The organism is Hydrogenobaculum sp. Y04AAS1 (assembly GCF_000020785.1).
GTDB lineage: Bacteria > Aquificota > Aquificia > Aquificales > Aquificaceae > Hydrogenobaculum.
Genome location: NC_011126.1, coordinates 1,523,471 through 1,536,128 on the forward strand (window position 1 = coordinate 1,523,471; position 12,658 = coordinate 1,536,128).

Sequence of the window (12,658 nt, forward strand, 5' to 3'; positions counted from 1 at the left end):
CTAGAGTGTGTGAGCACGTTTCAGATGCTTCTCTTTTTAGCAGGCACTTATTATACGACAAGTATTCCACGGCTTACAAGTCTGCCACGGTTTATGTGTTCACGATGTAATAAACTTATACATATTTCCAGTATGATATAATATTTATATGATATATTACGATATACCTATACTATATATACCCTTTAAACGGCTTAATATAGTAAAAGACGTGTTTTCGCAGATAAAAGCCATTAAGCCGTACAAGCTTTATATAGCTCAAGACGGGGCAAGGGATGATAAAGAAAAAGAAGAGTTGGAAAAAGTATTGGATTTTATAAAAGAAAATGTAGATTGGGATTGTAAATTAAATTTGTTTAAAAGCGATAAAAACTATGGACCTAACTTGTTTATATACAAATCTATAAATTGGTTATTCGAAAAAGAAGATATGGGGGTAATATTAGAAGAAGATGGCTTTCCATCTTTGAGTTTTTTTGGCTTTTCTAAAAAACTTTTGGAAAAATATAAAGATGATAAAAGCATATATGCAGTTTGTGGATTTTCGGCTTGTGCTGATGAAAATGAAGTAAATTGTGATTATACTATTAGTAATATAACATTTTACTCATGGGCTTTTGCGACATGGAAAAATAGATGGTTTAAGTTTGAGGATTTTGAGCTTAAAAATATAACATCTTATGAATTTTTAAACAGAGTTTATAAAAACAAGCAGATGAGAGATATTGTGCTATCTTACGCAAATATACTAACTCAAAATCTTCATCAATTTAAAGACAAGATAACTTGGGATTTAAAGTTTAGGTTTGTTATACAGTATAATGGCGGATGTTGTGTTTTCCCAAGGCAAAATCTTATAAAGCATCTTGATTTTGATTCAGAATATGCTACCAGTTTTCATGTCGATACATGGTTAGGAGATATTAGCAAATATATAGACATAAAAGAATACGATTTTAACGCATTGATACCTTGTAAAGATGATTCAGCCTTGATAAAACATTGCTATGAGTTTTTGGAAAAAGATATACTTTTTTCATTTATCTCAGATAAAGTTTATAATCGTATTTATAAAATCCTAAAAAACTACGATTCTATATATATTTACGGGGCTGGCTTTTTTGGATATATATTCTATAATGTTTATATGGAGCTTTTAAAAGAAAAACTTGTAGCTTTTGTAGATGACAACGCTGGTGGGAAGCTTCTTGAGAAAGATATAATACCCCTTTCAGAAGCAAGAAAAGATATACCTATATTTATAGCTGTAACAAGAGTAGATCAGATTAGAAATATAAAAGATAAATTAAAATCTCACAGAGCCGGTGTTATAATCTCAAAAGATTTAATAAAAGAGGTACTCTCATGAGCTTATACAAAGGTATCAAAACCGCTATCATATACGGGGCTGGTAATAACGGAGCTATTACATATGAGCATCTTGTAGAAAACGGTATAGAAGTAATAGCTTTTATAGATGATTTTAAGAGCGGAGAATACTTTGGAAAACCTATTATAAAACTTGAAGATTTGAACAAATACAAAGCAGATGCTTATTTTATAGGAACAGCGGAGAGCGTGAAGAAAATCTTTGATTTTGCGAGTAAGCTCGAACATTATGTAGATAAAGAAAGGATATTGTATTCTCTTATACCAGCTTGTGATAAAAGCGGTAATAAAATAGAAATTTTTTCTCCACCAAAGTGTATAGATGACTACATAAATTTATTTGAAGATAACGATTTTAAGAAAGATTTGATAAACAACTTTAACGATATAAAATTTTACAATACTAACATTACGAAAAGTTTTATCCAAATAAATATTAAACTTTTAAGCTTATTTTTAAAATACAAAGTAAACGCTAACGAGGAGGAATATTCTTACAAAGAAATAAATTTTGACGTAGAAGAAGGAGATATTGTGCTTGATTGCGGTGTGAATAGTTCTAAAAGCGGCGGATTAAACTGTATTTATTTTGCTAAAAAAGCTGGTATAAACGGTAAAGTTTACGCTTTTGAACCTATACCAAGGATATATAACGAGCTTTTGGAAGATATAAAAGGATATAACAATGTAATAGCTATAAATAAAGGTTTATCTGATAAAAGTCAACAAGCTTATTTTGAAGATTTTAGTGCTAGGAGCAAAGTTAGCAACAGCGGTAATATAAAAGTGGAGCTAACAACAATAGATGATTTTGTTAGAGAGAAAAATATACCAAAAGTGGATTTTATAAAGATGGATATAGAAGGCGCTGAGCTTGATGCTCTAAAAGGAGCTATAAATACTATAAAAACCTTCAAACCAAAATTGGCAATATGCATTTATCACAAACCAGAGCACTTTTATGAGATCCCAACATTTATAAAATCTATAGTCCCAGAATATAAAATATGGCTTTTAAACAATGAATCACCAATTGATTTTTGGAATGGTACAAAAGCGTTTTGTAAGGTATAGATTTTTAAATTTTTTCATGGCTAAAAGCTAGGTCTTTTAGCCACAGTATTTGTTTATCTATTTTGGCTTTCAGCTTTTCATAAACATATTTGGATTGCGGCGATACCAATATCATATCTACGCTATCTGGCATATCTTGTGGTTTTAGGATAGGTTTTCCCATAAGCTCTATATCTTTTGAATTATCGTCTATGAAGCAACATACTTTATCTGACAATAAATCATCGTAAGTAGCATATACTAAATATCCAAGTATACCAGCTCCGTATATGGCTATATTCTTATATTCTCCAGCCAAATCTTTTATATTGTTTTCAAGGTTTTTAGAATAAATAGCCATAAAGATATTGTAGTGTGAGTGCATTATCTGGTTTTTCTCAAATGTTTTTATGATGCCATCGCATCCTTCCAGTTGTTCAATATCTATTTCTTTTAAATCTTTTAAAGCTATGTTGTATCTAAACACATCCAATTTGTATGTCTCTTCTGATGAGAAGGTAGCCCCTTCTTCGAATCCTAAATGCACGCACAAAGATATGTTGGAAACTATACTATATTTTTTATAATAAATTAGCTCCATAGGTATTTCAACATCGTATCCATATCTTATAAGCCATTGTTTTGGTGTATTTACAACCCCCTTATAAAATTTTTCCATTCTTTTGTTTTCAAAATAGTTATCTAAAAATCTACCTTCATTTCTATCTACACTCCCGTATCTAACTTTAATCCACTTATCTTTCCAGCTTGCCCATCCCCACGTGTTAAAGTTATCTGTCTTTGCATAATCACACGGTATATCTACAATATTGTAAGCACAAACAAACCATACATCTTCATCATGCTTAAATTTATTTAACATCTTTTCTAAAAACCAAAAACCAGATAAACTTATATATATATCTTCTTCTAAAACTATACCCTGTTCTTCATTCTCAAAAAACCAATTTAACGCTTCTATAATACCTTCTCGCATACCCATATTTTTTTCTCTAAACAGCGTTTTAACCTCACAACCCCAATCTATGTTTGATAATATATAATCTCTGACTGCCAGTATCTTTTCCTTTTCTCCTTCTACATGCTCTCTTGGTCCATCTTGAGCTATATAAAGCTTTTTTGGTTTTACTTTTTTTACCTGACCAAAAGCTTTTTTTACTAAATCAAGTCTGCTAAATGGTATATATAAAACAGGTGTCTCCAATCCCTTGCCATATTTTTCTATAGCTTCTTTTTCATCTATAAACTTTATCATGGCGAAAACAATAAATCCTTAAGCCACACCGCATTCTTACCAGCTACTTTCTCTTTCATATTTTCATAAGCTTTTCTAGATTGTGGCGATATAATAACCAAATCTACATCATCTGGCATATCTTGAGGTTTTATAACAGGTTTTCCCATCAACTCAATATCTTTAGGATCATCATCTACAAAGCAACAAACTTTATCAGCTAGCATATCTTCATAAGCAGCATAGAACTGACGTCCTGCTATACCAGCACCGTAGATAACTATTTTTTTGTAATGAGAAGCTATATTAGAAATACTTGCTTCAGATTTGCTATCTGATATTGGAAAATCTATGATTTTTTCCCATATGGTGCACCAATTTTCAAATGTTTTGACTGTAGGTATTTCTTTATAATCTTCCAAGTAATCTACGTCTATTTCTCTAATATCTTCTATCTTTGGATGGTATATACGTAGGCTTTCGTTAAATAGTGTTGTATTATATGTACTCTCACTAAACCCTAAATGAACACTCAAAGGATATTTTGGTATTATAGTATAAGCATGATTTAATATCGTTTCAAGATTCATTTGAGAGTCATAAAGCAAAGGCTCTACTGATTTAATAAAAGCCTTTAGAGCGTTTGCTAAACGTTTGTTTTTAAAGCTATTATCTATAAAATCAATATTTTTTACTTCCTTAAAGCTAATCTTTTCCCACTTATCTTTCCAGCCAGCCCATCCCCAAGAAATAAAAAAATCTGTTTTTGCATAGTCATAACGCATATCTGTCCTGTTAAGAATGTTATAAGCCAGCACAAACCATACATCTTTGTCATATTTAAATTTATTTAGCATTTTTTCTAAAAAATGGAATCCGGATAAACTCATATATATATCTTCTTCTATAAATATGCCCTGCTCTTCATTCTCAAAAAACCAATCAATAGCGCCGATCAATGCATTATTAAGTCCTAAATTTTTTTCTCTAAACAGCGTTTTAACCTCACAACCCCAATCTATGTTTGATAATATATAATCTCTGACTGCCAATACTTTCTCTTTCTCGCCTTCTACATGTTCTCTTGGTCCATCTTGAGCTATGTAAAGCTTTTTTGGTTTTACTTTCTTTATCTGCCTAAAAGCTTTTTCTACTAAATCAAGCCTATTAAATACTGTATATAAAACAGGTGTTTCTAACCCCTTGCCATATTTTTCTATAGCTTCTTTTTCATCTATAAACTTTATCATAGATTAGATTATACTATCAAACACCCAAAAATGCTTTAAAATACTCGATGGTTTTGATAAGACCTTCTTGTAGTGGGACTTTTGGCTCCCAGTTTAATCGGCTTTTAGCAAGAGTAATGTCTGGCTGACGCTGTTTTGGATCATCTTGGGGAAGGGGTTTGAAGACTATCTTTGATTTGCTTTTAGTGAGTTTTAATATCATTTCTGCAAGTTCTAATATGCTAAATTCTCCTGGGTTTCCAAGGTTTACTGGACCTGTGAAGCCTTTTGGGCTATTCATCATTTTTATGATGCCATCTACCATATCATCTATATAGCAAAAGCTTCTTGTTTGAGAACCATCGCCGTATACTGTGATGTCTTCACCTTTTAGAGCTTGCACTATAAAGTTTGATACAACTCTTCCGTCATTTGGCAACATACGAGGTCCATAGGTATTAAATATTCTAACCACTTTTATATCAAGATTGTGTTGCCTATGATAATCAAAAAACAACGTCTCAGCGCATCTTTTACCCTCATCATAACAAGCCCTTGGACCAATTGGATTTACATTGCCCCAATAATCTTCTTTTTGAGGATGCACCGTTGGATCTCCGTAAACCTCTGAGGTAGAGGCTTGTAGTATCCTTATCTTTAATCTCTTTGCAAGTCCAAGCATATTTATAGCACCCATAACAGAGGTTTTGGTGGTCTGCACCGGGTCAAACTGATAATGAATAGGACTAGCAGGACAGGCTAAGTTGTAGATTTCATCCACTTCCACATAAAGAGGAAACGTTATATCGTGTCTTAGCACCTCAAAGTAAGGATTTCCAAGAAGATGTTTTATATTTTCCTTAGAACCCGTGAAAAAATTATCTACACATATAACTTCGTTGCCTTCCTCAAGAAGTCTCTCACAAAGATGAGATCCTATGAAACCAGCACCGCCTGTTATCAAAATCCTTTTTCTCATGTTATTTTCCTAAAAGCCAAAAACTTTAAATTTTTATATGGTATCATAGCTTTTATTATAACAAAATATAAAAATTGAGAACATTAGATACTTAAGATGATGGAGCTTGAAGGTCTTTTTGTGGTAAAGCTAAGAAGCTATTTCCAAACTTTTTGTTTGTACATATAATCAAATTTATGAAAGATTTTGTGCATCTTCATCTTCACACCCAATATTCGCTTTTGGACGGAGCTATAAAGATAAAGGATTTGGCTAAAAAGGCAAAGGAATACGGCTATAAGGCTGTGGCTATAACGGATCATGGTAACCTTTTTGGTACTATGAGCTTTTACAAAGAGATGAAGGCAAACGGTATAAAGCCCATTATAGGTATGGAAGCTTACTTTACCACAGGAAAAAGAACTGAGCATAAAGGAAAAGGTTCTGAAGATAACATAACAGATAGAATAAACCACCATATCATACTTTTGGCAAAAAACGACACTGGGCTTAAAAACCTCATGAAGCTTTCTTCTATAGCTTTTATTGAAGGCTTTTACTATAAACCAAGGATAGATTATGAAGTGTTAGAGCAGCATGCGGAAGGTCTAATCGCTTTGACGGCCTGTCTTAAGGGAGTGCCTACTTTTTACGCAGCTCAAGGCAACGAAGAGATGGCTTATAATTGGGTTAAAAAGTTTAAAGATATCTTTGGGGATGATCTTTATTTAGAGCTTCAATCAAATCATATACCAGCTCAGGAAACCGCCAATAAAACCCTTATAGATATAGCCAAAAGATACAACGTAAAGTTTGCGGCCACCAACGATTGTCATTACCTTTTGGAAGAAGATTTGAGGGCTCACAACGTGTTGATGGCAATTCAGATGAAAAAAACACTTCAGGAGCTTGGAGAAGATGCTTTTGGGCACTATGATGGTATGCACTTTGCCTCATACGAGGAGATGGTAAAGAAATTTGAAGGAAAGTGGAGTGAGTGGGAAAAAGCGCTTTTAAACACTGTTGAAATATCAGAAAAAGTTGCAGATTCTTTAAGCATATTTGAAGACAAATCTTACAAGTTTCCTGAGTTTTTTAAAGGTGATGATATAAATGTCAATATATCTTCTTACCTTAGAAATTTAGCCGTTGAGGGTCTTAAAAGCCGTATACAAAAATCTCAAATAAGCAAAAATATACCAGAAAAAGAGTACTGGGACAGACTAAATTATGAATTAGAAGTAATACAAAATATGGGTTTTGATAGTTATTTCTTGATAGTATCGGATTTTATAAACTGGTCAAAATCAAACAACATACCCGTGGGTCCTGGAAGAGGTTCTGCGGCTGGGTCTTTGGTGGCTTTTGCTCTAAACATTACAGACGTTGATCCGTTAAAGCACGGACTTATCTTCGAAAGATTTTTAAATCCAGAGCGTATATCTATGCCAGATATAGATGTAGACTTTTGCATGGACAACCGGGATAAGGTTATAGAGTATGTAAAAGAAAAATACGGCAAAGATTCTGTAGCTCAGATCATTACTTACAATACGATGAAAGCTAAACAAACCCTTAGAGATGTGGCAAGGGCCATGGGTATGGCTTACAAAGACGCCGATGTACTAGCAAAACTTATACCTCAAGGCAACGTCCAAGGTACTTGGCTAAGCCTTGAAGAGATGTATATAACGCCCATAGAAGAGTTGATGGAGCGTTATGGACACAGAGGAGATATTGAAGATAATGTAAAAAAATTTAGAGACCTTGCAAAAAAAGACCCTCAGATAAAAGAGCTTGTGGAAATATCTATAAAACTTGAGGGTCTTACAAGGCATACATCTTTGCATGCTGCTGGTATTGTGATAGCTCCAAAACCCCTTATAGAGTTGGCACCTTTGTATCTTGATAAATCGGTAAAAGATGATACTGGCAACATAGCTACCCAATACGATATGGCTCATTTAGAAGAGCTTGGGCTTGTCAAAATGGACTTTCTCGGATTAAAAACGCTTACAGAGCTATGGAAGATGAAAGAGCTTGTAAAACAAAACAAAGGTGTAGATATTGATTTCTTGTCTTTGGATTTTAACAACAAAGAAATTTACGAATTTTTAGCTACCGGTGAAACGATAGGGGTGTTTCAACTGGAATCAAAGGGCATGAGGGAGCTTATAAAACGTTTAAAACCAGATAGATTTGAAGATATTGTAGCCGCTTTAGCCCTTTATAGACCAGGTCCTATAAAAAGCGGGATGGTAGATAAATTTATAAATAGAAAACTTGGTAAAGAAAAAGTTGTATACGAATTTGAAGAGCTTGAAGAGGTGCTAAAAGAAACTTATGGTCTCATTGTTTATCAAGAGCAGATCATGTTTATATCAAACATTCTTGCTGGGTTTACCATGGGAGAGGCAGATAATTTGAGAAAGGCTATAGGTAAGAAAAAGGCTGATCTCATGGCAAAGATAAAAGATGATTTCATAAGAAGAAGCTGTGAAAGAGGCTATCCTAAGGATAAAATAGAAAAACTTTGGTCTGAAATAGAGGAGTTTGCCTCTTATTCTTTCAACAAATCTCACTCTGTGGCTTACGGTTACATATCTTTTTGGACTGCTTACGTGAAGCTTTACTATCCAGATGAGTTTTATGCTGTGAAATTTTCTACAGAGAACTCCGATAAGAAGTTTATAAACCTTTTAAAAGATGCGAAGTCTTTTGGTATAAAAGTATTACCTCCAGATGTAAACAAATCCGATGTAGATTTTAAGATAGAAGTTCCAAGACACATAAGGTTTGGGCTTGGAAGAATAAAGGGTGTTGGTGAGGATACCGCAAGACATATAAAATCTATGCAAGAAAAAATTGGAAGAGACTTTCTAAGTTTTCAAGATTTTACCAAAAACACAGACAATAGGAAAGTGAATAAAAAAGTTTTAGAAGCTCTTTCAAAAGCAGGGGCTTTTGATAGTCTTATAGAAAAAAGCGGTTATAAAAATAGAGAAGATTTTCTCTCAAGGCTTTTGAATTCTCAGGATATATCAAGCATAGCCCAGAGGTCGTTGTTTGGTATAAAAGCCTCGAAATCCACTGAGCAGATGGAACAAAGCTCTTCTATAGATATATTAAAATTAGAAAAGGAGGTTCTTGGTTTTTATATATCTGGGCATCCACTGGACAAATACAGCTGGATTTTATCTCACAACAAAGACATAACAAATATAGAAGATATAGATTTTGACAATATGCCAAACCAAGCCATAGACAGCGAGGCTGGGCAAAACGCATCGGCGGAATATACGATTGTGGGTGTTATAAGCGATTTACAGATTAAAAAAACCAAAAATGGTTCTTACATGGCTATTTTTAACCTTGTGGATAAAACGGATATTGTTGAAGTTGTGGTTTTCCCGGATAGGTATGCATCTTCTGAAGGTATTATAAAAGAAGATGAAGTGGTGGTGGTAAAGGGTGTTTTAGACATAGACATTGAAAATGAAAACCTTAAGATAGTGGCAAATGATCTTTATTCTATAGATTCTTTGCTAAATCAATACAACACGCTAACTCTTAAGATAGATGAGGAAAAAGCGAAAAACGGCTTTTTAGAAAAGCTTAAATCTATGCTGGACAAATATACGCCTAAGACTAACGAAGATGTTATGAAAACTCAAAAAGTTGTATTGGAACTAGACGTTAGCTCCTATAGGGCTATAGTACAAACCTCCAAGGATGTGGTGCTTTCAAAAACCCTCATAGAAGAACTCAGTAAATACGGTATAGAATTTTCTTTGGCATCTTAACGAAAAATTAACAATTCTTTTTTATAATAAAAGCATCAAAACGTAAGGAGGTTTGTATGAAGTTAAAACAAGTTTTAGCGGTAGCTGTTTTTGCTGGTAGCATTCAAGGAGCTATGGCTTGGACTATAACAGGAGCTGGTTCTACATTTATCGAACCTGCTATGCAAAGATGGGCTCTTCACTTTAAGCAAGCCACCGGAAACCATGTAAACTACCAAGGTATAGGTTCTGGCGGTGGTATACTCCAAGCTACAAAAAGAACGATAGATTTTGGTGCATCTGATGCTCCGTTAAAACCAGCAGAGTTGAAGGAAAGGGGCCTTATTCAGTGGCCAGATGCTATAGGTGGTGTGGTAATGGGTTATAACATACCAGGTGTTGGAAACTATCAACTTCACCTCGCCGGTAAGCAAATATGCGATATTTATATGGGTAAGATAAGATATTGGGATGACCCAAGGATAAAAGCCACAAACCCAAAATTAAATTTACCCCACGTACCGATCACACCGGTTCACAGAGCTGATGGTTCTGGTACCACTTGGATATTCACAAACTATCTTACAAAAGTATGTCCAGCTTGGGCACAAAAGATAGGGTTTAACACCTCTGTACCATGGCCGGTGGGTATAGGTGGTAAAGGTTCTGAGGGTGTGACAAACTATATAATGAGAGTTAGAGGTGCTATAGGTTATGTAGAATACGCTTATTTCAAGCAAAACCACTTCAACGTTGCAGTCTTAGAAAACAAGGCTGGTTGGTGGGTTGCTCCAACTATGCAAACCATGATAGCTGCTGCTAAACAAGCAAATTGGAACGAAGCTATTAAACAAGATTTTTATATGGAGCTTCCAAACCCTCCAGGTAAAGACTCTTATCCTATAGAAGGTCCGACATTTATATTGCTTCCAAAAGGCAAAGCTACCAACTCTTACGTGTTGCAGTACTATACATGGGTCTTTAACCATGGTGATGCTGATTTGAGAGCTCTTGATTACATTACACTTCCAGATTTTGTCAAAAAGGATATAATGGCCTCTTGGAAAAAGCATGGCTTAAGCTGGTAATGACCAAGGTATAGATTTATGATAGAATTAAAAGATAGCGGGGTTATAAGCCCCGCTGCTTCTATGAAAAGAAACGGCAAGGTAGGAAATACCTTATTTAAAATTGCGGCTTTTACAGCAGCGGCTTTGATTCCGTTTGTAGTGATAACTATATTTGTTGTTCTTTTCATAGAGGCATACCCTGCTATAAAAGCTTTTGGAGTTTGGCATTTTATTACCAGTAAAAGCTGGGATGCAGTAGATAATCATTTTGGTGCTTTCACACCGCTTTTTGGTTCTATATATGTTACCATATGGGCTTTTATATTTGCCGCGCCCATAAGTATAGGGGTGGCTATATATATAACTGAATTAGCCCCTCATTGGTTAAAACCTATAGTTACCACCGCTATTGAGCTTTTAGCAGCCATACCTACTGTTATATACGGGATGTGGGGACTTTTTGTATTGGCTCCAGTTATGCAAAATCATATAGAACCTTGGATACTGGATCATCTTGCTACGTTGCCAGTGATTGGATTTCTATTTAACGGTCCTGGTATAGGAATAGATACATTTACAACAGCCGTGATACTTTCTATTATGATTACGCCTTTTATGTCTTCACTTATAAAAGATGCTTTTTCTTTGGTACCAGAGGTGGTGAAAGAGTCCGCCTATGGGCTTGGTGCTACGAGATGGGAAGTCATAAGAAAAGTGGTGATGCCATATGTATCTTCTGGTATTCTTGGATCTGGTATATTTGCCATAGGTAGGGCTTTGGGTGAAACCATGGCAGTGTCTTTTGTAAATGGCAACAACCACAACCCTGGTAATTTTTTCGATATGTTATCTTTGTTAAACTCCGTTACCACTATAACAGTTACGCTGGCGGATGAGTTTACGGAAGCTATGACGCATCTTTATTTGTCAGCTTTGTTCTATATAGCTTTGATACTTCTTACTATATCGTTTAGTACTCTTGCTATAGCAAAATTTATTGTGTGGAGATTGGAAAGAAAATGGAAAACGTAAGAATCAAAGCAAGGGTTGTAAAGAGCAACGTTGTGATGATTTTATCTACATTGGCAGCTTTATATGGTATAGTATTTTTGGGATGGATACTTGTTTCTATTATTTACCATGGATATCAATATCTAAACCTTGATTTCTTTACTAAAGATCCAGCCCCACCTGGGATGCCCGGTGGTGGACTCAGAATGGCTTTCATAGGTCAATTCTTAATCACCGTTATAGCTGCTTTTATAGGTACGCCGATAGGCATAATGGCTGGTATCTTCTTGGCAGAATACGGTAGAGGTACTTGGTGGGCTATGTTTATAAGAAATTTATCAGATATTGTAATTTCTATGCCAGCTATAGTCATTGGTGCTGCTGTTTATGTAGTGCTTGTGGCACCTCTTCACAGCTTCAACGGTTTGTCTGGTTCTGTGGCTCTTTCAATTTTGTCCCTTCCTTACATTACGATAGCCACTGATGAGATGCTAAAGCTTGTGCCAAAGGAGATGAGGGAGGCTGCATACGCTTTAGGAGCTTACAAACACTATGTGATAAAAAAAGTTACCATGAGAGCCGCTAAAACTGGTATACTTACCGGTGTTATATTAGGTCTTGCTAGAATGGCGGGTGAGGCGGCACCTTTGTTGTTTACATCTTTTAACAACGACCATACTACCTTCAATCTTTTAAAACCTATGGCCACTCTTACTATAACGATATTTATATACGCTACTGGTCCGTACCATGAATGGCACGAACAAGCCTGGGCGGCGGGATTTGTCCTTACGTTAGGCGTCTTGGCTGCGGTTATAATAGCCAAGTTTTTGGTGCATGGAGGGTCTTTTACAGCGCCTTTTATGTATGTAGCAAGACGTATTGCCAAGATAAACAAAGGTTAAAGGAGA

The 12,658-nt window shown here is 35.0% G+C and carries 9 protein-coding genes; 6 read left to right on the forward strand and 3 right to left on the reverse strand.

Annotated elements, in window-relative coordinates; translation table 11 throughout:
* The first annotated feature begins 148 nt into the window (after window positions 1-148).
* The gene (locus tag HY04AAS1_RS08110; RefSeq protein ID WP_012514642.1) at window positions 149-1,369 is read left to right on the forward strand and encodes a hypothetical protein; all 1,221 of its coding nucleotides are present in this window, start codon (window positions 149-151) and stop codon (window positions 1,367-1,369) included.
* Window positions 1,366-2,463, forward strand: a complete 1,098-nt coding sequence (locus HY04AAS1_RS08115) for an FkbM family methyltransferase (protein WP_012514643.1) — start codon at window positions 1,366-1,368, stop codon at window positions 2,461-2,463. The genes HY04AAS1_RS08110 and HY04AAS1_RS08115 overlap by 4 nt, the downstream gene beginning before the upstream one ends.
* A gap of 4 nt (window positions 2,464-2,467) precedes the next feature.
* On the opposite strand, the gene HY04AAS1_RS08315 is transcribed toward HY04AAS1_RS08115, so the two are convergent.
* Genes HY04AAS1_RS08315 through HY04AAS1_RS08130 form a run of 3 tightly spaced genes read right to left on the reverse strand, consistent with a single transcriptional unit; the run spans window position 2,468 to window position 5,905 of the window.
* A complete protein-coding gene (locus HY04AAS1_RS08315) occupies window positions 2,468-3,718 on the reverse strand; it encodes a hypothetical protein (RefSeq protein WP_012514644.1) in 1,251 nt (416 codons plus the stop codon).
* Window positions 3,715-4,947, reverse strand: coding sequence for a hypothetical protein (locus HY04AAS1_RS08320; RefSeq protein ID WP_012514645.1), 1,233 nt, complete (start codon window positions 4,945-4,947; stop codon window positions 3,715-3,717). The genes HY04AAS1_RS08315 and HY04AAS1_RS08320 overlap by 4 nt, the downstream gene beginning before the upstream one ends.
* A gap of 16 nt (window positions 4,948-4,963) precedes the next feature.
* Window positions 4,964-5,905 (reverse strand): UDP-glucuronic acid decarboxylase family protein, encoded by a 942-nt coding sequence (locus tag HY04AAS1_RS08130; RefSeq protein ID WP_012514646.1) that lies wholly within the window; start codon window positions 5,903-5,905, stop codon window positions 4,964-4,966.
* 176 nt (window positions 5,906-6,081) lie between these two features.
* On the opposite strand from HY04AAS1_RS08130, the gene dnaE reads away from it, so the two are divergent.
* From dnaE to pstA, 4 genes are read left to right on the forward strand one after another with little or no spacing between them, the layout of a single operon-like run.
* The gene (dnaE, locus tag HY04AAS1_RS08135) at window positions 6,082-9,687 is read left to right on the forward strand and encodes a DNA polymerase III subunit alpha (RefSeq protein ID WP_012514647.1); all 3,606 of its coding nucleotides are present in this window, start codon (window positions 6,082-6,084) and stop codon (window positions 9,685-9,687) included.
* Window positions 9,688-9,743: 56 nt separating this feature from the next.
* Complete coding sequence (pstS, locus tag HY04AAS1_RS08140) at window positions 9,744-10,754, forward strand: phosphate ABC transporter substrate-binding protein PstS (protein ID WP_012514648.1); 1,011 nt, start codon at window positions 9,744-9,746, stop codon at window positions 10,752-10,754.
* 18 nt (window positions 10,755-10,772) lie between these two features.
* The gene (pstC, locus tag HY04AAS1_RS08145; RefSeq protein ID WP_012514649.1) at window positions 10,773-11,768 is read left to right on the forward strand and encodes a phosphate ABC transporter permease subunit PstC; all 996 of its coding nucleotides are present in this window, start codon (window positions 10,773-10,775) and stop codon (window positions 11,766-11,768) included.
* A complete protein-coding gene (gene pstA, locus HY04AAS1_RS08150; protein ID WP_012514650.1) occupies window positions 11,756-12,652 on the forward strand; it encodes a phosphate ABC transporter permease PstA in 897 nt (298 codons plus the stop codon). The genes pstC and pstA overlap by 13 nt, the downstream gene beginning before the upstream one ends.
* Window positions 12,653-12,658: the final 6 nt, after the last annotated feature.

Excerpts from the sequence above, each read along its gene's own strand:
- pstS (WP_012514648.1), top strand. The coding sequence starts at position 9,744 with ATGAAGTTAAAACAAGTTTTAGCGGTAGCTGTTTTTGCTGGTAGCATT.
- pstA (WP_012514650.1), top strand. The coding sequence starts at position 11,756 with ATGGAAAACGTAAGAATCAAAGCAAGGGTTGTAAAGAGCAACGTTGTG.
- HY04AAS1_RS08320 (WP_012514645.1), bottom strand. The coding sequence starts at position 4,947 with ATGATAAAGTTTATAGATGAAAAAGAAGCTATAGAAAAATATGGCAAG.
- HY04AAS1_RS08315 (WP_012514644.1), bottom strand. The coding sequence starts at position 3,718 with ATGATAAAGTTTATAGATGAAAAAGAAGCTATAGAAAAATATGGCAAG.
- pstC (WP_012514649.1), top strand. The coding sequence starts at position 10,773 with ATGATAGAATTAAAAGATAGCGGGGTTATAAGCCCCGCTGCTTCTATG.
- dnaE (WP_012514647.1), top strand. The coding sequence starts at position 6,082 with ATGAAAGATTTTGTGCATCTTCATCTTCACACCCAATATTCGCTTTTG.
- HY04AAS1_RS08130 (WP_012514646.1), bottom strand. The coding sequence starts at position 5,905 with ATGAGAAAAAGGATTTTGATAACAGGCGGTGCTGGTTTCATAGGATCT.
- HY04AAS1_RS08115 (WP_012514643.1), top strand. The coding sequence starts at position 1,366 with ATGAGCTTATACAAAGGTATCAAAACCGCTATCATATACGGGGCTGGT.
- HY04AAS1_RS08110 (WP_012514642.1), top strand. The coding sequence starts at position 149 with ATGATATATTACGATATACCTATACTATATATACCCTTTAAACGGCTT.